Origin of the sequence: Methylobacterium sp. WL19 (assembly GCF_008040005.1) — a bacterium.
GTDB lineage: Bacteria > Pseudomonadota > Alphaproteobacteria > Rhizobiales > Beijerinckiaceae > Methylobacterium > Methylobacterium bullatum.
In genome coordinates this window covers 1-21,533 of record NZ_VRVC01000092.1, presented here as the reverse complement: position 1 = coordinate 21,533, position 21,533 = coordinate 1, and the positions used below count along the sequence as shown (strand labels likewise).

Here is a 21,533-nt window from a genome sequence, read left to right as displayed (position 1 = left end):
CCCCCGGCCCCTCCCCACAAGGGGGAGGGGAGTAGGAGCGCGCCATGTCCAACACCTACGACATCCTCGTCATCGGCGCCGGCCCCGGGGGCTACGTCGCCGCGATCCGGGCGGCGCAGCTCGGGTTCAAGACCGCGGTGGTGGACCGCGAGCATCTCGGCGGCATCTGCCTGAACTGGGGCTGCATCCCGACGAAGGCGCTGCTGCGTTCGGCCGAGATCTACCATTACATGCAGCACGCCTCGGATTACGGGCTGTCGGCCGAGAAGGTCGGGTTCGACACCGCCGCCATCGTCAAGCGCTCGCGTGGGGTCTCGACCCGGCTCAACGGCGGCGTCGGCATGCTGCTGAAGAAGAACAAGGTCGATGTGATCTGGGGCGAGGCCACCATCGAGGCCGCGGCCAAGGGCAACGAGCCCGGCAAGGTCACGGTGAAGGAGACGAGCCGCGCCCCCGCGCCGAAGGGCGCGCTCGCCGCCGGCTCCTATTCGGCCAAGCACATCATCGTCGCCACGGGCGCCCGCCCCCGCGCGATCCCCGGCATCGAGCCGGACAGACAACAGATCTGGACCTATTACGAGGCCATGGTGCCGGAGACGATGCCCAAGAGCCTGCTCGTCATGGGCTCGGGCGCCATCGGCATCGAGTTCGCCTCGTTTTACCGCACCATGGGTGCCGAGGTGACGGTGATCGAGCTGCTGCCGCAGATCCTGCCGGTGGAGGATGCCGAGATCGCCGGGCTCGCCCGAAAGCGCTTCGAGAAGCAGGGCATCAAGATCCTCACCGGCGCCAAGGTGACGAAGGTGGAGAAGGCGGCCAATTCCGTCACCGCCACCGTCGAGACCACGGACGGCAAGAGCCAGCAGCTGACGGCGGAGAAGCTGATCTCGGCGGTGGGCGTCGTCGGCAACATCGAGAATCTCGGCCTCGAGAAACTCGGAATCGGCATCGAGCGCGGCATCGTCGTCACCGACGGCCTGGGCCGGACCAACGTGCCGGGCATCTACGCCATCGGCGACGTCGCCGGACCGCCGATGCTCGCCCACAAGGCCGAGCACGAGGGCGTGCTCTGCGTGGAGACGATCAAGGGCCTGCACACCCACGCCATGGACAAGGCCAAGATCCCCGGCTGCACCTATTGCCAGCCGCAGATCGCCAGCGTCGGCCTCACCGAGGCCAAGGCCAAGGAGCAGGGATTCTCCGTAAAGGTCGGCCGCTTCCCCTTCGCCGGCAACGGCAAGGCCATCGCCCTCGGCGAGCCGGACGGGCTGGTGAAGACGGTGTTCGACGCCAAGACCGGCCAGCTGCTCGGCGCCCACATGGTGGGAGCGGAAGTCACCGAGCTGATCCAGGGCTACGTCGTCGCCATGAACCTCGAGACCACCGAGGAAGACCTGATGCACACGGTCTTCCCGCACCCGACCTTGAGCGAGATGATGCACGAGAGCGTGCTCGACGCCTACGGCAAGGTGATCCACAGCTGAGCCCGGACACCCGTCTCGCGGATGTCCACAGGCTTCTATCGACCCCGTTAAGGATCCGTTAACCCTCGTGGCGTGTTCTGTCTTCGTTCTCAACGCGAGTCGGAGACGGGCCATGCCGAAGACGCTGACCAGGATCAGGAACGAGGATACGGCGGCGCCGGGCCTTCACTGCCCGGTGGAGGAGATCGCCCAGGCCTATCTCACCAGCACGGCGGGGGACGCGGAGATCGCCCTCCGCTGCGCCATCACCGACGCCCTGTCCGACCTGATGCAGGCCGAGCGCCGGGCGCGCGAGACCAGCCGGTTGATTTCGCGGGGTTATGTCCGCTCCGCCCTCAGGGGCTGAAACGCGTGTTAAGCAGACCACATCGCTTGAAGCGCGCCTCCGCCGGTGCATGCCTCGCCAATCAGCCTCGGCCGAGTTGCGATTGACCCACGACAAGGATGCGTAGGGCAGGGGCAGGGGCAGGGCGACTCGGCATGTCTGGCCGGCCTCCATGGTGCTCCCCCACTGCAACGGAGGGCTTTGAGAGCCTGTTTGATTTGTATTTCCAAAGCCTTACCTCATCCTGAGGTGCCGCGTAGCGGCCTCGAAGGAGGCTTCCAGGTATCGCATCGGCATCTGGAGGCTCCTTCGAGGCCCCTTGCTCAAGCAAAGGGCACCTCAGGATGAGGTGGTATGCTGGGATGACCCGATCTGGCACGAGCATCCGCTAGTAAGTTCAATCAACCAAGTTACGAGGTCTGAGACAGCGGTCGTTGCTCTTTACATTAGCCGCCATCACTGTGTCCGCGACACCCCGCTCACCCGCCAGATCACCTTCCCTACATCATCGCTCACCAACAGCGCCCCGGTCTTGTCGAGGATCACGCCCACCGGCCGTCCCTGCGCCTTCTCGTCGGCGTCGAGGAAGCCGGTGAGCGCGTCCACCGGCTGCCCTGTGGGTTTGCCGTCCTTGAAGGGGACGTAGATCACCTTGTAGCCGCTCTTCGGGCGGCGGTTCCATGAGCCGTGCTGGGCCACGAAGAGGCCGCTTGTCCACGCCTCCGGCAGGGTCGATCTGTTGGAGAAGGCGATGCCCAGAGACGCGGTGTGGGTGCCCACCGCATAGTCCGGCGCGATGGCCTTGGCGACGAGGTCGGGCTTCTGCGGCGACACCCGTTCGTCCACGTTTTTGCCCCAGTAGCTGTAGGGCCAGCCATAGAAGCCGCCTTCCTTCACCGAGGTGACGTAGTCGGGCACGAGGTCGCTGCCGATCTCGTCGCGCTCGTTCACCGCCGTCCAGAGGGCACCGGTGGTGGGCTCGAAGGCGAGGCCGTTGGGGTTGCGAAGCCCCGTGGCGAACTCGCGCATCTGCTTCGTGGCGAGGGTGTATTCCCAGATCGCGGCGCGGCCCACCTCCTTGTCGAGACCGTTCTCGCCGACATTGCTGTTCGAGCCCACGGTGACGAAGAGCCTCAACCCGTCAGGGCTCGCGATGACGTTCTTCGTCCAATGGTGGTTGATGCCGGACGGCAGCGCGACCACGGTCTCGGGCTTCGCGGTGATCTCGGTCTGGCCCGGAGCATAGGGCACCTTCACCAGGGCATCGGCATTGGCGACGTAGAGGTCGCCGCCCACCAGGGCCATGCCGAAGGGCGAATGCAGGCCGGAGAGGAAGACGTGGCGCTCCTCGGCGACACCGTCGCCGTTCGTGTCGCGCAGGAGGACGATCCGGTCCGGGCTCGGCACGCCGGCGCCGGCCATGCTCTTCACCTTGTCGGCGACCCAGTCGGCGATGCCGGTGGAGGGGTCGTCGGTCTTGGGCTTGTTCGCCTCCGCCACCAGCACGTCGCCATTGGGCAGGAGGTACATCCAGCGCGGATGGTCGAACCCGTCCGCGTAGGCCGCGACCTGAAGCCCCGCCGCCGTCTTCGGCTTGGCGCCGTTCTCCCAGCGGGCGACGCGGGCGATGTTCACGGTGGGCATCAGCGTCGGGTTCGGCGCGGGCAGGGTGGGGTTGGGTCCTATGCCGGCCGAGGCTTCGAGACTGGCCTTCTCGGGGTAGACGACGAAGCGGAGGAACGCCGCTCCGCCAAGAAGCGCTACGCCCAAGGCCGCAAGGCCGAGCTTCGATCGTTTCCGCATGGTGGTGACCCTGGATCCGCGCCCGAGCCGGACGCCCTTCGCTCAGGTTAATGGCCGACCGGCCCATTGGCTACGTCAAAGGGAGAGGAGAGCGAACGCCATGCGGTGGTCATGGAGCTTTGCGCCGGGCGGCCTGACGTTCCTGAATCCGTTCGGCCCGTCGCTGCTGGGCTTCGGCTGCCCTCAGCTCGATCCTCAGCGCTCGGCGCCGCTCGATGATGTCGTCGATCCTGCCCTGATCGATCTCGTCCCAGGTCCGATCGCTGCCGGCCATGCCCTTGTCTTCGCGGAGTGCCGCGCGGAACGCCTTACCGACGAAATCCTGAGGAAAGTCGTTCAGGCAGAAGTAGTTCTCGAAGATCTTCATATTGAGATCGACCACCGGCAGGCAGACGTGACGCCGATCCGACCGAAACGGTCTGAGAAAATTGCTCGTGACGATCTCGTAGCTCGGAAAATAGAACAGCTTGTCGTCCTCCGGCTTCGTCTCGCGATAATGCTGGTCGATCGCGGCGCGCAGGATCGCCTTTGAGACGGAGTTCGCGGCTTCGCAGGCGAGGGGACGGAACGTCGCCGTCAACGCCACCGGCGACAGGGTGAAGATGATCGTCGCCGTAGGCCGGAAGCGCCGGATGAGCGCGTGGATGGCTCGAATGTTGTCGAGACTTTCCCCGAACTCGCTGACACGGAATTTGTGTCTCGTCCCATCGAAGACTTCCCGCGGCGGTGCCCGCCAGAAGACTTCCTTGGTGACGTCGTCGTACCAGATCTCGCTCAAACCAAATGTAATGATGAAGACATCGGCCTCATCGAACAATTGCTTTGTCTCGAGCCGGGCTGTCTCGTCGTAGCCGAAATCTTCCGCCTTGTAGCCGTGCCAGAGCGCCTGCCTCGGCACGCGATCGAGCCAGGCCCATTCGAATTGTTGGCGGATCGCATGGGTATGGACCATCCCATCCCCCATCTGTGTCACATAGGCCTTGCTACGCGTCTTGTTCGTGACGTTGTAGCCGGCCTCGTGGAGATAATCCGCCACGTGCGAAGCAAAGCAGGAGCCGAAGGCGACGATCGGCGCCGATTTGTCGATGAACGGCCGCTCGGGCATCAGGCCTTTCACGAGATACTCGGCTACGGCGTCGTCGCGCTGCAGCGATGAGTCGGTCGGATAGAAGCTCGGATTCTCGCCGCGGAAGTAACTGCCTGAGGTTTTTTTCAGAACACCGTCCTGGACGAACTCGATCATTGTCATTGGCCGGGTGCTCCCTTCTGCGCCGAGACGTTCCGCGTCACCGCCGCTCATGGCACCTTCCACGCGTTCGGAACACCGTCTTTCACCTCAAGTGTCCGCCGCGAGACATCGCGGCCCGGCGCACGCCGGGCCGGGCCGACCATCACGGGCACGTCACGAGGAGATCGATCCGCGACGTTGGGAAGGCGATCGCGTGTTGATCTCCCGCGCCGGCATCGTCTCGGGCAGCGCAGGCGCAGGGCGGGCCGCGTCTCGCCGCGGCGTAGACCCGACCGCGAACTGCCCGAAATCCTCGCGGAACTGGTCGACGATCTCGCCGGAGGTCTCGATGCAGCGGCCGATATACTGCGAGAGCGCGGGGGGAGGGGCGAAGCCCTCAGCCAGGAGGCGGGTATTGTCGAAGGTCACGTCGAGTTCGCAGAACCGATAATAGGCCTGCAGCGCCCGGAACATCGCCACCTTGATCGCCTCGTCCATGCCGAAGACCTCGGTGAAGCGCCTGTGGAGGGTCGCCCGGTCGCGGGCGGAGAATTCCTCGTAGTGGCGCGGGCTCTCGGCCGGGTCGACGCGGTCGAGGGTGCGGCCGAGCTCGCTCCAGCGGGTGCGGCTCGAGGTGCCGGCGGAGAGGTGGTAGGTCCGGTGGGCGAGGGCGGGCCTCGCGAGCATCTCCACCAGGGTGTCGGCCACCCAGTCGGTGGGGACGATGTCGACGGTCCCGTCGCGGGAGCCGGCGACGAGCCGCAGCCGGTCGCAGGCGCGGATCACCCAGAGGATGCTCGAACCCGGCCGGGCGCCCAGCGTGGTGTGGCCGAGCACGATGGAGGGGCGTACGACCACCAGGGGCAGGTCGGCGAAATGGGACGCCAGCGACATTTCGGCCGCGGCTTTCGAGGCGCTGTAGGGCACGAGATGGATGGCCTCCGCGTTGGGGTAGCGCGTCTCGTCCACCGTCGCGGGCGGCTGGCCTCCGCAGATCATCGCCGTGCTCACATGGAGGAAACGGTCGAGCCGCGGCATCCGCGCCGCGCGCCGGGCCAGGGCCAGGGTGCCGTCATGGTTGGTCCGGTGGACTTTTTCCTGCGCCCACCACGACGTGTCGGCAGCCAGATGCAGAACCTGCGTCACCGCATCGAGGCGCGGATCGGCGATCGTGTCGGCATGGGTGAAATCCCCCGCGACGATCTCCACACGCTGCGCGAGACGCTGGGCGTTCAGGGCATTGGTGAAGCGCCCGAGACGCGCCGCGATGCGCTGACGCCCGGCCTCCTCGTCCGAGGCCCGCACCAGGCAGACCCATTCGGTATCCGTCTTCATCGCCAGGGCACGGTGCAGGACGGCACCACCGATGAGCCCCGTCGCACCCGTCAAAAGAATTCGACTCACGGCACTCGCTCCAACGGCCGCGCATCCGAAACGACGTCGCGGCAACCCAAAGAGAGTTAAGAGAACGTTAACGAGATGCTGACAAGTCGACGGAAATCAATACGTAGAATTTTACGGATCTATACGAAGCTTGTTCAGAATATAGTTAAAATTAATAATTAATTTTCCGTTTCGTTCTTGCTCAGGCTGGGTATCGCGCCAGGAGCGGACGTTCCTCACGCCGAACGGTCGGCACCGTCGCGGCCCATCCGGCGTCGCAGTCCCCGTCCAGTTCCATGCCGCCGCGACTTGCGCTGCGGGGGAGAGCGTCACAGGTAGGACCCATAGCGGGGCGACCGGCACGCCCCGCTCCTTGCGAAGGAGCGACAGGTATGAATGGAGAAGTCTACGGTGCGCTGGGGCAACCGGGCGTGGGATTGTTCATGGCGATCGTCATCGGCGCCCTGGCGGGCTGGCTCGCGGAACAGTTCACCTCGGCGAATATGGGCCTCTTCGCCAACATCGCGATGGGCATCCTCGGCGGTCTTCTCGGCAACTATCTGGCCGCCAAGCTCCACATCCCGGTCTACGGTTTCTGGCGCAACCTGCTCTCGGCCACGGCGGGGGCGGTGATCATCATCACCATCTACAGGGCCATCCGCGGGCGCGGCATGAGCTACTGACAGGTTCGGCGGATCGTTTCCCGATCGTTTGCGATGCGGGAGCCGAGTCATTACCTTTCGAACCGAGCGCCGGCCCGTTGCCGGCGCAGCTTGCCCGGTATGCCATGGCCGTCGTCCTCGACCTCCTGCGAAACGACCAGCGCCCCCGGCACCCGGAAAAGGCGCATCGCCCGGACAACCCGATCCAGCGCAAGCCCGACTGGATCCGGGTGAAGGCACCGGGTTCGCCCGGCTGGAACGCCACCCGCGCCATCGTGAAGGAGCATGGCCTCGTCACGGTCTGCGAGGAGGCGGGCTGCCCCAATATCGGCGAGTGCTGGGAGAAGAAGCACGCCACCTTCATGATCATGGGCGACACCTGCACGCGGGCCTGCGCCTTCTGCAACGTGCGCACCGGCCTGCCCAACGCCCTCGACGGGGACGAGCCGGCCAAGATCGCCGATTCCGTGGCCAAGCTCGGCCTGCACCACGTGGTCATCACCTCGGTGGACCGCGACGACCTCGCCGATGGCGGGGCCATGCATTTCTTCCGCACCATCCGGGCCATCCGCGAGCGCAGCCCAGCCACCACGATCGAGGTGCTCACCCCCGATTTCCTGCGCAAGGACGGTGCGCTGGAACTGGTGGTGGAGGCGCGGCCCGACGTGTTCAACCACAACATGGAAACGGTGCCGGGCAACTACCTCACCGTCCGCCCCGGCGCGCGCTACTTCCATTCGGTGCGGCTGCTGCAGCGGGTGAAGGAGCTCGACCCCACCATCTTCACCAAGTCCGGCATCATGGTCGGCCTCGGCGAGGAGCGGAACGAGATCGTCCAGCTCATGGACGACCTGCGCTCGGCGGATGTGGACTTCCTCACCATCGGCCAGTACCTGCAGCCGACGAAGAAACACCACGAGGTGAAGCGCTTCGTCCCGCCCGACGAATTCAAGACCCTTGAAACCACCGCCTATTCCAAGGGTTTCCTCCTCGTCTCGGCGACGCCCCTGACCCGCTCCTCGCACCATGCGGGCGAGGATTTTTCACGATTGAAGGCCGCCCGGCTCGCTCGCCTCGCGCCTGCCAACGCCTGAGGGCCGATGCCTTCCTTCCGGATCAACCGCGCGGTGCGCCACTCGCCGCAGCAGATGTACGACCTCGTGGCCGACGTGGAACGCTATCCCGAATTCCTGCCGCTCTGCGAATCCCTGCGCGTCCTGCGCCGCCAGCCCGGCCCGGACGGCACCGAGATCCTCGTCGCCGAGATGGGGGTCGGCTACAAGGCGATCCGCGAGCGCTTCACCACCCGCGTCACCCTCGATCCGCAGAACCTGAAGATCGTCGCCGAATATATCGACGGGCCGTTCCGGCACCTCGAGAACCGCTGGGGTTTCAAGGAGAGGTCGCCGAGCGGCTGCGACGTCGACTTCTTCATCACCTACGAGTTCAAGAGCCGTACCCTCGGCCTCCTCATGGGCACGATGTTCGACCGCGCCTTCCGCAAGTTCACCGATGCGTTCGAGGGCAGGGCGGACCGGGTATACGGCGCCGCCTGACGCGCCGGTGCCCGTTCTCTGACAGGCTACTGGATCCACACATCTGCTCGACGGCCGTTTCTCTACCCTTGAGGGTTCGACATGAGGCGCGACGGGCTCCCTCTCCTGAAAGGAGAGGGGATCCGTGCTGCCCGCGAGATGTGTGGCGCCGTAGATAAGACGGGCGGACAATGCCGGGCGGGACCCTAGATACAGGGACGCAACGCCACCGGAGAACACCCCCGTGAGACCGATCCCGATTCTCGTCCTCGCCCTCGCCTTGAATGCGGGCCTTGCCGGCTTCGCCGTGGCGGACCAGCCCGGCCCCGACTGGCTGCCGGTCGATCAGGTCAAGAAGGCGCTGATGGCCGAGGGCTACACCGAGATCACGAGGCTCGAGGCCGATGACGGCCATTGGGACGGCGAGGGCATCAAGAACGGCCGAAAGATGAAGTTCGATGCCGATCCGAAGACGGGCGCGATCCTCGGCGAAGTGGCCGAGTGAAAGCCGGCTTGATCGGATGTCTCACCGGATGGTGAGACCGAAGTCGGTCCTCCCATCGGACCGCCTCATCCTGAGGTGACGCCGCACAGCGGCGGCCTCGAAGGAGCCCTCCAGATCGCGCGATGCTGGCTGGAGCCCTCCTTCGAGGCCGCTCCGCGGCACCTCAGGATGAGGTGAAGCCTTGGAAAAAAGCAACTGACATAGGCCTCAATCCGTCCCAACGGGCTCCACGGCTCGGCCGAACAGGTCCAGCGCCTCTACCACGGCGAGGCGGCGGATCTCGGTGCGGCCGAGATCGCCGTAGCGGCGTTCGATATGCCGGGTCGCGGCGCCACGGCGGGCGAGGCCGAAATGCACGAGGCCCACGGGCTTGGCCTCGCTGCCGCCGCCAGGGCCGGCGATGCCGGTGATCGAGACCGCCACATCCGCGTGCGAATGGGCGAGCGCCCCCTCCGCCATGGCGCGGGCCACGGATTTGCTCACCGCCCCGTGGGTCGCGATGAGGTCGGCGGGCACACCGAGCATTTCGGACTTGGCGTCGTTGGAATAGGTGACGAAGCCGCGCTCGACCACCGCCGAGGAGCCGGGCACGGCCGTGAGCAGCCCGGCGACGAGGCCGCCGGTACAGGATTCGGCGCAGGCCGCGCGAAGCCCGGCGGCGGCATAGGCCGCCACCAACACCTCGGCGCGGGCGAGGAGCGCCGGGTCGTCGATCACGCCGCGTCGTCTTCCGGCAGGCGGATCGTCGCCGCCGCCTGGGCCGCGAGTCCCTCGGCGCGGCCGACGAAGCCGAGCTTCTCGGTGGTCGTCGCCTTGATGGAGACCGAGCTCAGCTTCACGCCGCAGATCTCGGCGATGCGGGCGCGGATGGCCTCGCGATGGGCGCCGATGCGCGGGGCTTCGGCCAGGACGGTGATGTCGAGATGGTCGATCCGGCCGCCCCGGTCGCGGACGAGCTTCACCGCATGGGCCAGGAAGCGGTCGGACGAGGCGCCGCGCCATTGCTCGTCGCTCGGCGGGAAATGCGTGCCGATGTCGCCATCCGCGATCGCCCCGAGGAGGGCGTCCGTGAGGGCGTGCAGCGCCACGTCCCCGTCGGAATGGGCCAGCACGCCGCGATCGGCGGGGATCTTCACGCCGCCGAGCCAGACATGGTCGCCTTCGGTGAAGGCATGGACGTCGAAGCCGGTCCCGAGGCGGGTCACGTAGGTCGTCATGGAATCGGTCTCTGGTTCGGAGGACAGGGCATCGCTGCCGGAAAAGCCGCGGTCGGCCTCGATCAGGTCCGAGGGCTGGGTGATCTTGCGGTTGCGCGGGTCGCCCTCGAACACCACCACGTCGAGCCCGGCCCATTCGGCCAAAGCCCCGTCATCGGTAAAGCCGTGGAGATCCGCCTCCGCCGCCTTGCGGTGGGCGGCGAGGAGGGGCGCGAAGGCGAAGGCCTGAGGGGTCTGGACGGCGCGCAGGGATTCGCGTGCGGGGGTCTCGCGCACCCGGCCGATCCCCGTCCCGGTATCCTCGACGATCTTGATCGTATCGGTGACGGCGATGCCGGGTACCGCCGCGCCATGGTCCCGGCCGGCGACGAGGGCGCGGTCGATCAAGGCCGTGTCCACATGCGGACGGGCGGCATCGTGGACGAGGACGAGACTTGGCGGGCCCGTCACCGCCGACCTCCCGGCCAAGGCTTCGAGACCAGACCTGACGGATTGCTGGCGCGTGGCGCCGCCCTCGACGGGGGCCGCGAGCTTGGCGCGCAGAACGGGGTCGAGTTCCGCGACGCAGGCGTGGTAGAACGAGGCCGCGTCCGCGGCGATCACGGGCTGGATCACCGCGAGGTCGGGATGCGCCGCCAGCGCGGCGAGGGTCCGCGTGAGGACCGCGCGTCCGCCGACGCTGCGATATTGCTTGGGAACGTCACCGCCGATGCGGATCCCGCGGCCGGCTGCGACGACCACCGCGGCGTTCCAGGCGGTGCCGGACATGGAAAAGTGCTCCCGCATCAGTTCGAGGTAGCGTGGATGGCTGGGGTGGTCTGTCGTTTAAGCGGGGCATAGCCTGAAATCAAATCGCGCAAGGCGCTTGCGTCGCCCCGGCGATTGTCTATTTGTTGGGCACAATGAAAGCTGATGATTATTTGAGCGTTCTGCGCTCGGGCGATGGCCAGGGTCAGGCCGGCGAGAAGGCAGGCGCCGCGGCTTCGGTGCCGGTCCTGCTCGCCCCCCTGTCGGGCGTCACCGACCTGCACATGCGTCGCATCGCGCGGCGTCTGGGTGCAAGCGCCGTCGTCTCGGAAATGGTGGCGGCGGCCGAATTCGCCCGTGGGGCGGAGGAGGCGCGCCTGCGGGCCGAGGGCGGCGGAGTCGATCCCCACGTGGTCCAGCTCGCCGGTTGCGTGCCCGAATCGATGGCGGAGGCCGCACGGCTGGCCGAGGCGAATGGCGCCGATGTGATCGACATCAACATGGGTTGCCCGGCCAAGACCGTCACCGGCGGGGAGGCGGGCTCCGCCCTGATGCGCGACATCGAGGGGGCCACGCGCATCCTCGCCGCCGTCCGCGCGGCGGTGGCGATCCCGGTCACGGTCAAGATGCGCCTCGGCTGGGACCATGCGAGCCTCAATGCCCCCGATCTCGCCCGGCGCGCCGAGGGGCTCGGCCTCGCGGCGGTGACGGTCCATGGCCGCACCCGGCAGCAATTCTACAAGGGCCAGGCCGATTGGGCCGCCATCCGCGCCGTGGTGGATGCGGTCTCGATCCCGGTCATCGCCAATGGCGACGTCGTCGATCTCGCCGGTGCGCGGGCCTGCCTCGCCGCATCGGGCGCCGCCGGGCTGATGATCGGCCGCGCGGCCCTGGGTCGTCCCTGGCTGGTGGGCGAGATCGCCGCCGGTCTCGCCGGCCGGGCACCGCGTTCCCTCGGCGCCGAGGAGAAGGCCGCCCTCGCCCTGGAGCATTACCAGGGGCTCCTCGCGCTCTACGGCCCCGCCATGGGCGTGCGCCACGCGCGCAAGCACCTGGCGGCCTATGTGGACGGGTCCGGCGCGCTCGGCCCCGACGACCGGACGCGGCTCCTCACCACCACCGATCCGGCCATCGCAGCCGACCTTCTCTCGAAGGCGATGCGGCACCCGCGCGTACCATTCGTCACCGAGGAGGCAGCGTGAGCGCGGACAAGGAACATGGCGGCCGGACCATCGCCCCGCCCACGAGCGAGGCGGTGATCAACGCCCTGCCGCTGCCGGTCATCACCATCGGCGCAGACGACCGCATCCTCCATGTGAACCACGCGGCGGAGACGTTCTTCGATCATTCCGCGCGGTTGATGCAGCGCCGGCACCTGCGCGACATCATCCCGTTCTCGTCCCCGATCAGCGCCCTCGTGGCCGAAGTGCGCCGCCGCAAGGCGAGCGTCAGCGAATACGGCGTCGAGCTGGTCCAGCCGCGCTCCGGCCTGGAGCGCAACGTCGACGTCTTCGCGACCCCCCTCGGCGACGAGGAGGATGCGGTGGTGATGATGCTCCAGGAGCGCACCATCGCCGACAAGATGAACCGGCAGCTCACCCATCGCGGCGCCGCGCGCTCGATGATCGCGCTGGGGGCCATGCTGGCACACGAGATCAAGAACCCGCTCGCGGGCATCCGCGGGGCGGCCCAGCTCCTCGAACAATCGGGCACCGAGGACGACCGCCTGCTCACCCGGCTGATCTGCGACGAATCCGACCGGATCGTCCGCATCGTCGAGCGGATGGAGCTGTTCGGCGACGAGCGCCCGGTGGAGCGCGGACCGGTCAACGTCCACGGCGTACTCGATCAGGTGAAGCGCTCGGCCCAGTCGGGCTTTGCCCGGCACATCCGCTTCGTCGAGACCTACGACCCGTCGCTGCCCCCGGTCCTGGGCAATCGCGACCAGCTGATCCAGGTCATCCTCAATCTGGTGAAGAACGCCGCCGAGGCCATCGGCGCCGATGCGGTAGACGGCGAGATCACCCTCTCCACCGCCTTCCGCACCGGGCTGAAGATGCAGGTGCCCGGCACGCGGGAACGGGTGAGCCTGCCCATCGAAGTGGCGGTGCGGGACAACGGGCCGGGGGTCTCGGCCGAGCTCCTGCCCGACCTGTTCGACCCGTTCGTGACCACGAAAGCGCAGGGGTCCGGCCTCGGACTTGCACTTGCGGCCAAGATCATCGGCGATCACGGTGGCATCGTCGAATGCGATCCCGTGCCGCGCCGCACCACTTTCCGTCTCCTCCTTCCCATGTCGAGCGCCCGTGACGGGCGCGAGTCGGCCGCGGAGCAATAGAGTCGCGTCATGCCCAACGGCCACATCATCGTCGCGGACGACGACGCCGCCATCCGCACCGTCCTCAACCAGGCCCTGTCGCGGGCCGGCTACGAGGTCCGCTCCACCGGCAACTGCGCCACCCTCTGGCGCTGGGTCGCGCAAGGGGAGGGCGACCTCGTCATCACCGACGTGATGATGCCGGACGAGAACGTGTTCGACCTGCTGCCGCGCATCAAGCGCGTCCGGCCGGAACTGCCGATCATCGTCATGAGCGCGCAGAACACGTTCATGACCGCGATCCGCGCCTCCGAGCGCGGCGCCTACGAATACCTGCCCAAGCCCTTCGACCTGAAAGAGCTCATCGCCATCGTCGGCCGGGCGCTGTCGCGACCGCGCGGCACGCCCGCCCCCGGCGCCGATCCCGGCAACGAGGACATCCCGCTGGTGGGCCGCTCGCCGGCCATGCAGGAGATCTACCGGGCGCTCGCCCGCCTCATGCCCACCGACCTCACGGTGATGATCACCGGCGAGTCGGGCACCGGCAAGGAGCTGGTGGCCCGCGCGCTGCACGATTACGGCCGTCGCCGCTCCGGGCCGTTCGTGCCGGTGAACATGGCGGCGATCCCGCGCGACCTCATTGAATCCGAGCTGTTCGGCCATGAGAAGGGCGCCTTCACCGGCGCGCTCTCGCGCTCTGCCGGCCGGTTCGAGCAGGCGGAAGGCGGCACGCTCTTCCTCGACGAGATCGGCGACATGCCGATGGAGGCCCAGACCCGCCTCCTACGCGTGCTGCAGCAGGGCGAATACACCACCGTGGGCGGCCGGGTGCCGATCAAGACCAATGTCCGCATCATCGCGGCCACCAACAAGGACCTGCGCGTCTCGATCCAGCAGGGCATCTTCCGCGAGGATCTGTTCTTCCGGCTCAACGTGGTGCCGCTGCGCCTGCCCGCGCTGCGCGAGCGCTCGGAGGACGTGCCCGACCTGATCCGCCACTTCTTCATCCTGGTGGAGAAGGAGGGCCTGAGCCGCAAGCAGCTCGACGGCGAAGCGATGGAGCGCCTGAAGCGCTATCGCTGGCCCGGCAACGTGCGCGAACTCGAGAACCTCGTCCGGCGTCTCGCCGCCCTGTATCCGCAGGAGACGATCACCGGCCCGGTGATCGAGGCCGAGCTCGATACGCTGCCCCTCGCCCAGCCGCAGGCCAACGGTTCGGCCGCCAGGAAATCGGGCGGGGCCGACAACGAGACCCTCTCGGGGGCGGTGGAGCGCCATCTCGCCGAGTATTTCAGCGGCTATCGCGACACGCTGCCCCCGCCCGGCCTCTACCACCGAATCTTGCGCGAGATCGAAGGCCCGCTGATCGGCGCGGCCCTGGCCGCCACCCGCGGCAACCAGATCCGCGCGGCCGAACTGCTCGGCGTCAACCGCAACACCCTGCGCAAGAAGGTGCGGGACCTCGACCTTCAGGTCTTCCGCAACGCGCGGTGAGCCCGAACGACACGCACGGCGAACCGAAAGACCTGTTCCACTTCGGCGAAGACCCGGCCATCCGGGTCTTCGCGCCGCGCCCCGTCCGCGTCGGCGTGGATCGCGGAGAGGCGGGGGCCTGGCTGAACGGCCCCCTGGTCTGGGCGATCGATGACGCCCACAGCCTGCTCTACCTGTTCCCGCGCGACTGCCCCCGGATCGTGATCTGGCCCACCGATGGGACCTCGACGGAGGACCGGCGCAGGTGGTTCGGCGACGTCACCGGCCGCGCCGTGGCCTATGTGGAGGAGGATTGGGCGGAGCGGATCGCCACCGCCGCGATTCAACGCTACCGCATGCCGCCCGAGACCTTCGAACCCACCGGCGAGCTTGGCACCTGGGTCTCGAAGAGCCCGGTCGTCCCCACCGGCCACGACACGATCCGGCACCTGCCCGGTGCGATGGCGGCGGCGGGCCTGGAGCTTCGCACCTTGTCCCGCCTCACGCCGCTCGCGCCGATCTGGCGCTCCACCCTCCACGCCAGCGGCATCCGCCTCAGGAACGCGCAGGATTGGGTGACTCCGGAGGGCGGGCCGCCGAAGCCGATCGCGGATGCTCGTGTGCGGTGAGGGGACGCTCCGCCATGGCCGAGCGGGAGCGAACCGCTGACCGTCCCCCGAAACGCAGCGGCTCAAAAAACCAATCTCTTAGCCATCTTCTTTCACGCGGAGACAGGAGGTTGGTGCCTTTCTGTCTCCCGCGTGCCGATCCGTGTCGGTTCCGATATCGTAGGACCGGCAATGGCACTGAGTGAGCGCGAAGCGGGTGTTGCGACGGCAAGCACCCGGCGCGGCAATGGCCGGCATCGCCTTGCCACTCAGGTCGGTCTCGTCGTGGTCATGATCACGATCGTGCTCTCGGGCTTCTTCTACACCAACCGGCACCAGCAGGCTCTCATCGACCTGCGCGAGGGCGGGCGGCAGATGCGCATCGCCCAGGAAGCGCTCATGGGCGCGGAAGCCTACGTCCTCAACAGAGCCCTCGGCGACCGGGACACCGACTACAGCGAGTACAGCCGCGCCTTCGAATCGCTCCATAGCCGCCGCGATACGCATCTGGCTCGCCTCGATCCTTTCCTCAGGATGCCCGACGGGACCAGCACGTCCGCCGACGCCAGCATCAAATCGCTCGAAGCCATCTGGACGGACGCTCTCGAACTCGTCCGGGCCGGAAGGCTGGAGGCGGCCCAGTCCCTGCTCAAGGAACGCAGGAGTGCCGCTCTGATCGGCACGATGCGTCGCGCGTTCGATGCCTTCCTGGCGGACTGGAACTCGCACTTCGCCGATCACGAGACCCGCATCGAGATCGGCAAGAGCATCGTGTTGCTCTCGCAGATTCTAATTGCCGGAATCATGATCTTCGCATTCCGGTCGAGCGCGCGAGATGCCCAGGCCCGGGCGACGGCCATCGCCGACATGGACGCGTCCAGAACACAGATCGGTCATCTGTTCGAGATGACGGACATGCTCCAGAGCGCCACAGACCATCACGATGCGAACGCGGTCCTGCGAGCCACCGCCGGCGAACTGATCGGCGGCTTCAGCGGAGCGCTCTACGTCTTCAACAACTCACGGGACCGCCTCGTCCTCTCGACCTCCTGGGCGTGCGAGGATGGATCGCCCCCGCCGGAGGTGATCGCGATCAACCAGTGCTGGGCCATGAAGCGCGGCAAGCCGCACATCAACCGCAGCGGCTCCAGAGCCCTCTGCTGTGAGCACCATGCCTCCGGTCTCGCCGCCCTCGAAATCCCGATGGTCGCGCGGGGCGAGAATCTCGGCCTTCTTCAGGTCTTCGCGCAGGGTTCGGGCGCGGAGGAACGCCTGGCTGCCATCCTGCCGCTGAGCTCGGCGCTCGGGGACGCGATGTCGCTCGCCCTGTCCAACATCGCGCTGCGCGAGAAGCTGCGCAACCAGGCGCTCCGCGATCCGCTGACGGGCCTCTACAACCGACGTTACATGGAGGACAGTCTCGACCGATATGTCCGCATCGCCGAGCGCGAGGGGCGGAAGGTCTCGGTGATCATGATCGACCTCGACCACTTCAAGCGCCTCAACGACGAGCACGGCCATGCGACGGGGGACGCGGTTCTGAGGGAGGCGGCGGCAGCGATCGTCGGAGCGCTCCGGGAGACCGATGTCGCCTGTCGCTACGGTGGCGAGGAAATGATCGTGTTTCTCCCCGATTGCAGCCTCGAGGATGCGGCGCTCAAGGCAGAACAGATCCGGGAACGGATAGAGGCTCTGTCCGGAGGCCATGGTGCGAAGGTTTCCGCATCGCTGGGCGTGTCCTCCCTTCCGAGCACGTCGAGCAACAGCGCCGACCTCGTCAAGGCAGCCGACACGGCCCTCTATCGCGCCAAGCACGGCGGACGAAACCAGGTCGCGGTCGCCCCGGTTCAATCGGGCTGGCGTGCCGACCGCGAAGGGCCGGCCAGCCCACAGGCGCATCTTCGCGTCGCGGCCGGATAATTTTTCGACGCAACTCGGCGAGGGCTCGCCCCAACCCGGACATCCTCTCCGTATCGCCAAGCGGCCCGAGCGCGGATCGTCCCGGGGCCTGCTCGGGGTCGATCAGAGAGAGGATCGCGAAGACCGCGAGCCAGGAGCCCTGGAGGAGATAGGCCCCGGCCGCGATCAGGCGCTCCACCCTGCATGCGAGCGGCATCCGTCTCGGGAACACGCAGGACCGGGTGGCTCCGAAGGGCGAACCGCCGAAGCCGATCGCGGGTGCTCGCGTGCAGTGAGGTGATGGTTGGGTTGTAAGGCGGACGTCTGTCGTGGGTGGATGACGGCCCCTGTCCCAAGAATGATGGTCCGCGGCATCATGTGTCATGACTTGCCGGATATCTCGCAGAATAAACGGATCAATCATTAATTATGACTCATCATATTTCAAAATAAAATATGTAAAATTACTTCAAGATTCTATTTATTTCTCTTCTGTTGAACGATTTTACTGAAAATTGTCAAATACGATTTTTGAATTAATCAGTCGAACGATCGACGACAAACGCTTACTGAGTGTGCCCAGGACGCCACTCGATAAATTTCGAAAAATCATTATCCGGTCGCCTGACACGTTTGTCTGAGGAGAGAACGTTTGGCCGAGGATCGTGTTCGCTCTCCTTCCCGGACATGGCTTTCGATCTCGGTGCTCGGCATCGCCGCGTTCACGATGGTCTCGACCGAATTCGCCCCGATCGGGCTGATGACGCAGATGGCCGTCGATCTCGGGGAAGCCCAGGCCACCATCGGTCTCACCGTCACCCTCTACGCCTGGTTCGGAGCCCTCAGCGGTCTTCTCGCGCCGACACTCGTCGGACGCGTCCCGCGCAAGGCCCTCCTGATCGGCCTCATGCTCGTCATCGCCGCCTCGAACGCGATCGCGCTCCTATCGCCGTCCCTGGAAGTGCTGTTCTTCGCCCGCTTCGTCGGGTCCATGGCACACGGCATTTTCTGGGCGACGGTTGCCGCCTTCGCCATGGACATCGCTCCGCCTCATCGAACGGGGCTGGCGACCTCCATCGTCTTCGGCGGCATTTCAGTCGCCACGGTCATGGGTGTTCCGGCGGTGAACATGGCGGGGCAGGCAATGGGATGGCGCGGAGCGTTCGGCGCCCTTGGGCTGCTCGGCCTGCTGACGGCCGTCTCGATGGTGGTGACGCTTTCGAACCTGACGACCTCGGCGCGCGGCCGGGAGACGACGCTCGCCGATGCCATCAGTGAGCGGACACTCCGCCCGATCTACGCCATCACCGCGCTGATCGGGGCGGTTCATTTCGCGGCCTACACCTTTGCCGAACCGTTCATCGCGGCGCTTCCGGGCATCGTGCCGAATGCGGTCCCGATCTTCCTGTTCGCCTTCGGTGCGGCAGGGCTTCTCGGCAGCGTTCTCGGCGCATGGCTGATCGATCGCTTCCTGCACGAGGTCATCCTCTGTGCGCTCACGGCCATGGGACTGGCCCTGATCCTCATGGGAACGTCGAGCACGGCCCTCGGTCTTGCCGGCGTCGGAGCATGCCTCGTGGTCTGGGGCGCGGCGATCTCGATGCTGTTCGCGACGCTGCAGACTTGGATTCTGAAGGCGGCGGGCCCGCTGGCGACGCCGGCGGCAGCCGTTCACACGGCCGTCCTGAACACGGCGATCGGCATCGGCGCCATGGCGGGATCCGTCCTGCTCGATCGATGGGGCACCTTCACCGTCATGCTCGGTGCCGGGATCGGCGCGATGCTGACCCTGGGCCTCGCCCTGATACCGCAAGGACGGAGGAGACAGCCGATTTGACGAACTTCCCGCCCGACACAGCGCCCGTCATTCGCATCGCGGCAGCTTTGATTTTCGATTCGCGAGGCAGGACGCTCCTCGTCCGAAAGCGAGGGTCCGTGTTCTTCATGCAGGCGGGAGGAAAGATCGAGCCGGGAGAGACCCCGCGCGCGGCTTTAGGGCGAGAGCTGAAGGAAGAGCTCGGTGTGGAGCTTCCGCCCGAAGCGTTTCATCTCGGCCGTTTCGTCGCGGAAGCCGCGAACGAAGACGGACACTGGGTGGACGCCGAACTCTACGGCTTCCTCCTCGACCAGCACGTCTCTCCCGCAGCCGAAATCGAAGAGGTCGTCTGGGCTTCCGAAACGATGCTGCCAACGATCAAGCTCGCGCCCCTGACGTGCAACGAGGTCATGCCGCTGGCCCGGCGAATGCGACTGTCGAAATTGTAAATCTCGATCCATCGAACAGACGGATCGATGGGCGCCATACGACGAAGCGCGGGCGGGTTTCCCCGTCCGCGCTTAGAAAGATCGACCCGGCCGCGAGGGTCGGGACGTGAGCGTCAGGCCATGGCGGGTTTGGCCGACATGGCGCGCGTCTCGCCGAGGCCGAGCCAGTTCCGGCGCATGGGCTTGAGGACGAAATAGGCGAGGATCGCGGTCAGCACGTCGAGGGTGATGATGATGGCGAAGACCGGGAGCCAGGAGCCCTGGACCAGGTAGATCCAGGCGGCGATCGGTCCGCCGAAGAGCGAGCCGATGCCCTGCGCCATGTAGAGGAAGCCGTAATTGGTGGTGGCGTGCTTGGTGCCGAATGTGTCGGTGAGGATCGAGGGGAACAGCGAGAAGATCTCGCCCCAGGCGAAGAACACGACGCCCGAGAGCAGGGCGAAGGCATACGGATTCTCGCGGAAGACGAGGAGCAGCGCGATGGCCGCCGCCTCGGCGGCAAACGCGATGCCCATCGTGTTCTCGCGGCCGATCTTGTCCGAGACCCAGCCGAAGAAGGGCCGGGTGAGGCCGTTGGTGATGCGGTCGAAGGTCAGCGCGAAGGGCAGGGCCACGAAGCCGAAGATGATCGCGTCGGCCACACCGAAGTCGCGGGCGAAGGAGGCGAAGTTCGCCACCACCATCAGGCCGCCGGTGGACATCATCGTCATCATCGCGAACATCAGCCAGAACAGCGGCGTCTTCAGCATCTCCTTCGGGGCGGTGTCGTGGACGCAGGTCGAGAGGTTGCGGGCCGGGGCCGGCAGGACCTCGTCGGCACGGGGAGCCCTCAGGCCGAGGGCGGCCAGCGCGCCGACGACGCCGAGGACGATGCCGAACACCGTCAGCGTGTGGCGGTAGCCCGAGGCGGTGAGCATATCGCTGATCGGGAAGGTGCTGAGCATCGCGCCCATGCCGTAGCCGGCGGCGACGACACCCACGGCGAAGCCCCGGCGATCGGGAAACCATTTCACCATCAGGCCGACGATGCCGACATAGACGATGCCGGTGCCGAGACCGCAGAACAGGCCGTAGGTGGCGTAGACGCCCCAGAGCGTGTCGACGCGGGCGGCGAGCACCCAGCCGAGGCCCGAGAGGACGGCGCCCAGCGCGATCATCAGCTTGGGGCTGAACCGGTCGATCAGGTAGCCCTGGACCGGTGAGAAGAAGGTCTGCAGCACGATCAGGATCGTGAAGGTCCATTGCAGCTGCGGGAGGCTCGCGCCCGTCGTCGCGATCAGCGGTTTGGTGAACAGCGTCCAGACATATTGGGGGCTCGAGATCGCCATCATGGCGACGAGGCCGAGGCCGAGCTGTATCCAGCGCTGCCGGGAAAGATTCGTATCCATTATGCACTCCATGCTGCGGGCACGGAGACGCAAAGTGTATACCAGATTGCACGGCCCGGCTTTCAGCGCCGCGCGGAAACCAGCCAGCAGCCGGCATCCAGGGACACGGCGCCGGAAACGGCCCGTTCCGCGAAGTCGTCGCTCACCCGTTTCAGGGCGTACGCGCGGACCGACGCGGGCTGATCGCGCAGGAGCCGGGAAACCGGGCCGAGCTCGGTGGCGAAATCCGCGGCGGCCTCCGCCGCATCTCGGGCGGTGCCGTCGCCGGACCTCGCGAGGGTGAGGGGCCGGTCGATCGCCTCGAGGGTGATGTCGAGGAAGCCCGCCTGCGCCAGCACCGCGTTGAGGGTCTCCGCCTCGGCGAAACGGAACGGCCCCGGCGCGTCGGCGGGGCCGGGTTCGGGTTCCGGCACCAGGGGCAGGACGAGGTTCCTCGGCACCGTGATCCAGGGATTGTCCTCGATCCGCCGCCAGCACAGGAAGGTCAGGCGTCCGCCGGGGACCAGGGCCTTGCGGATATTGGCGAAGGCGGCGCCGGAATCGTCGAAGAACATCACGCCGAAGCGGGAGATCGCCTGCTCGAAGGCGGCATCGCCGAAATCGTGGGTCTGGGCGTCCGCCTCGATGAACGCGATCGGCGCCAGGGCGGGGGCCTCGATGGCGGCCCGCTCGCGCGCCACCGCGAGCAGGGGGG

20 protein-coding genes are annotated in these 21,533 nt (G+C 66.8%); 13 read left to right on the top strand and 7 right to left on the bottom strand.

Annotated features, from left to right (window positions below; genetic code table 11):
- The first annotated feature begins 44 nt into the window (after positions 1 to 44).
- A complete protein-coding gene (gene lpdA / locus FV220_RS17425) occupies positions 45 to 1,484 on the top strand; it encodes a dihydrolipoyl dehydrogenase (protein WP_147832703.1) in 1,440 nt (479 codons plus the stop codon).
- A 112-nt stretch (positions 1,485 to 1,596) separates the two neighbouring features.
- Positions 1,597 to 1,830 carry a hypothetical protein gene (locus tag FV220_RS17420; RefSeq protein ID WP_147832702.1) on the top strand — a complete coding sequence of 78 codons (234 nt, stop codon included), beginning with the start codon at positions 1,597 to 1,599 and terminating at the stop codon, positions 1,828 to 1,830.
- 435 nt (positions 1,831 to 2,265) lie between these two features.
- Here the strand turns inward: FV220_RS17420 and FV220_RS17415 are convergent, their stop codons facing one another.
- The 3 genes from FV220_RS17415 to FV220_RS17405 form a co-directional block, all read right to left on the bottom strand.
- The gene (locus tag FV220_RS17415) at positions 2,266 to 3,612 is read right to left on the bottom strand and encodes a sorbosone dehydrogenase family protein (RefSeq protein WP_147832701.1); all 1,347 of its coding nucleotides are present in this window, start codon (positions 3,610 to 3,612) and stop codon (positions 2,266 to 2,268) included.
- 109 nt (positions 3,613 to 3,721) lie between these two features.
- Complete coding sequence (locus FV220_RS17410) at positions 3,722 to 4,924, bottom strand: GSCFA domain-containing protein (RefSeq protein WP_238254085.1); 1,203 nt, start codon at positions 4,922 to 4,924, stop codon at positions 3,722 to 3,724.
- Positions 4,925 to 5,014: 90 nt separating this feature from the next.
- Positions 5,015 to 6,244 (bottom strand): SDR family oxidoreductase, encoded by a 1,230-nt coding sequence (locus FV220_RS17405; RefSeq protein WP_246689482.1) that lies wholly within the window; start codon positions 6,242 to 6,244, stop codon positions 5,015 to 5,017.
- A 371-nt stretch (positions 6,245 to 6,615) separates the two neighbouring features.
- Between FV220_RS17405 and FV220_RS17400 the strand changes: the two genes are divergently transcribed.
- The 4 genes from FV220_RS17400 (at position 6,616) to FV220_RS17385 (ending at position 8,925) form a co-directional block, all read left to right on the top strand.
- Positions 6,616 to 6,906: a GlsB/YeaQ/YmgE family stress response membrane protein gene (locus tag FV220_RS17400; protein ID WP_018043105.1), complete on the top strand. Its 291-nt coding sequence runs from the start codon at positions 6,616 to 6,618 to the stop codon at positions 6,904 to 6,906.
- Between the two features lie 104 nt (positions 6,907 to 7,010).
- Entirely contained in the window at positions 7,011 to 7,979 is a 969-nt protein-coding gene (gene lipA, locus FV220_RS17395; RefSeq protein ID WP_056141717.1) for a lipoyl synthase, read from the top strand.
- A 6-nt stretch (positions 7,980 to 7,985) separates the two neighbouring features.
- On the top strand, positions 7,986 to 8,441 hold the full coding sequence (locus tag FV220_RS17390; protein WP_056141533.1) for a type II toxin-antitoxin system RatA family toxin: 456 nt from the start codon (positions 7,986 to 7,988) through the stop codon (positions 8,439 to 8,441).
- A gap of 223 nt (positions 8,442 to 8,664) precedes the next feature.
- A complete protein-coding gene (locus FV220_RS17385; RefSeq protein ID WP_147832700.1) occupies positions 8,665 to 8,925 on the top strand; it encodes a PepSY domain-containing protein in 261 nt (86 codons plus the stop codon).
- Between the two features lie 207 nt (positions 8,926 to 9,132).
- Here FV220_RS17385 and FV220_RS17380 read toward each other — a convergent pair whose 3' ends face one another.
- Together FV220_RS17380 and FV220_RS17375 are read right to left on the bottom strand one after the other, a co-directional pair.
- On the bottom strand, positions 9,133 to 9,642 hold the full coding sequence (locus FV220_RS17380; protein WP_147832699.1) for a nicotinamide-nucleotide amidohydrolase family protein: 510 nt from the start codon (positions 9,640 to 9,642) through the stop codon (positions 9,133 to 9,135).
- A complete protein-coding gene (locus FV220_RS17375; RefSeq protein ID WP_147832698.1) occupies positions 9,639 to 10,910 on the bottom strand; it encodes a bifunctional 2-C-methyl-D-erythritol 4-phosphate cytidylyltransferase/2-C-methyl-D-erythritol 2,4-cyclodiphosphate synthase in 1,272 nt (423 codons plus the stop codon). The genes FV220_RS17380 and FV220_RS17375 overlap by 4 nt, the downstream gene beginning before the upstream one ends.
- A 134-nt stretch (positions 10,911 to 11,044) precedes the next feature.
- Here FV220_RS17375 and dusB point away from each other — a divergent pair, with 134 nt between their 5' ends.
- From dusB to FV220_RS17340, 7 genes are all read left to right on the top strand, one after another.
- Positions 11,045 to 12,091: a tRNA dihydrouridine synthase DusB gene (dusB, locus tag FV220_RS17370; RefSeq protein ID WP_147832697.1), complete on the top strand. Its 1,047-nt coding sequence runs from the start codon at positions 11,045 to 11,047 to the stop codon at positions 12,089 to 12,091.
- Positions 12,088 to 13,227 carry an ATP-binding protein gene (locus FV220_RS17365; RefSeq protein ID WP_018043113.1) on the top strand — a complete coding sequence of 380 codons (1,140 nt, stop codon included), beginning with the start codon at positions 12,088 to 12,090 and terminating at the stop codon, positions 13,225 to 13,227. Before dusB ends, FV220_RS17365 begins: the two co-directional genes overlap by 4 nt.
- A gap of 9 nt (positions 13,228 to 13,236) precedes the next feature.
- Positions 13,237 to 14,700 (top strand): nitrogen regulation protein NR(I), encoded by a 1,464-nt coding sequence (ntrC, locus tag FV220_RS17360; RefSeq protein ID WP_056252880.1) that lies wholly within the window; start codon positions 13,237 to 13,239, stop codon positions 14,698 to 14,700.
- The gene (locus tag FV220_RS17355) at positions 14,697 to 15,308 is read left to right on the top strand and encodes a DUF6886 family protein (protein WP_147832696.1); all 612 of its coding nucleotides are present in this window, start codon (positions 14,697 to 14,699) and stop codon (positions 15,306 to 15,308) included. The genes ntrC and FV220_RS17355 overlap by 4 nt, the downstream gene beginning before the upstream one ends.
- Positions 15,309 to 15,479: 171 nt before the next feature.
- Positions 15,480 to 17,207, top strand: coding sequence for a GGDEF domain-containing protein (locus FV220_RS17350; protein ID WP_147832695.1), 1,728 nt, complete (start codon positions 15,480 to 15,482; stop codon positions 17,205 to 17,207).
- A 631-nt stretch (positions 17,208 to 17,838) separates the two neighbouring features.
- Positions 17,839 to 19,023 (top strand): MFS transporter, encoded by a 1,185-nt coding sequence (locus FV220_RS17345; protein WP_246689481.1) that lies wholly within the window; start codon positions 17,839 to 17,841, stop codon positions 19,021 to 19,023.
- Entirely contained in the window at positions 19,020 to 19,451 is a 432-nt protein-coding gene (locus FV220_RS17340) for an NUDIX domain-containing protein (protein WP_056141556.1), read from the top strand. The genes FV220_RS17345 and FV220_RS17340 overlap by 4 nt, the downstream gene beginning before the upstream one ends.
- A gap of 113 nt (positions 19,452 to 19,564) precedes the next feature.
- Here the strand turns inward: FV220_RS17340 and oxlT are convergent, their stop codons facing one another.
- Positions 19,565 to 20,839 (bottom strand): oxalate/formate MFS antiporter, encoded by a 1,275-nt coding sequence (gene oxlT, locus FV220_RS17335; RefSeq protein WP_147832693.1) that lies wholly within the window; start codon positions 20,837 to 20,839, stop codon positions 19,565 to 19,567.
- A gap of 62 nt (positions 20,840 to 20,901) precedes the next feature.
- Positions 20,902 to 21,533 (bottom strand): class I SAM-dependent methyltransferase (locus FV220_RS17330; protein WP_147832692.1); only part of this gene is annotated, 632 nt, incomplete at its 5' end.

Excerpts from the sequence above, each read along its gene's own strand:
- lpdA (WP_147832703.1), top strand. The coding sequence starts at position 45 with ATGTCCAACACCTACGACATCCTCGTCATCGGCGCCGGCCCCGGGGGC.
- FV220_RS17420 (WP_147832702.1), top strand. The coding sequence starts at position 1,597 with ATGCCGAAGACGCTGACCAGGATCAGGAACGAGGATACGGCGGCGCCG.
- FV220_RS17415 (WP_147832701.1), bottom strand. The coding sequence starts at position 3,612 with ATGCGGAAACGATCGAAGCTCGGCCTTGCGGCCTTGGGCGTAGCGCTT.
- FV220_RS17400 (WP_018043105.1), top strand. The coding sequence starts at position 6,616 with ATGAATGGAGAAGTCTACGGTGCGCTGGGGCAACCGGGCGTGGGATTG.
- lipA (WP_056141717.1), top strand. The coding sequence starts at position 7,011 with ATGGCCGTCGTCCTCGACCTCCTGCGAAACGACCAGCGCCCCCGGCAC.
- FV220_RS17390 (WP_056141533.1), top strand. The coding sequence starts at position 7,986 with ATGCCTTCCTTCCGGATCAACCGCGCGGTGCGCCACTCGCCGCAGCAG.
- FV220_RS17375 (WP_147832698.1), bottom strand. The coding sequence starts at position 10,910 with ATGTCCGGCACCGCCTGGAACGCCGCGGTGGTCGTCGCAGCCGGCCGC.
- dusB (WP_147832697.1), top strand. The coding sequence starts at position 11,045 with ATGAAAGCTGATGATTATTTGAGCGTTCTGCGCTCGGGCGATGGCCAG.
- ntrC (WP_056252880.1), top strand. The coding sequence starts at position 13,237 with ATGCCCAACGGCCACATCATCGTCGCGGACGACGACGCCGCCATCCGC.
- FV220_RS17350 (WP_147832695.1), top strand. The coding sequence starts at position 15,480 with ATGGCACTGAGTGAGCGCGAAGCGGGTGTTGCGACGGCAAGCACCCGG.
- oxlT (WP_147832693.1), bottom strand. The coding sequence starts at position 20,839 with ATGGATACGAATCTTTCCCGGCAGCGCTGGATACAGCTCGGCCTCGGC.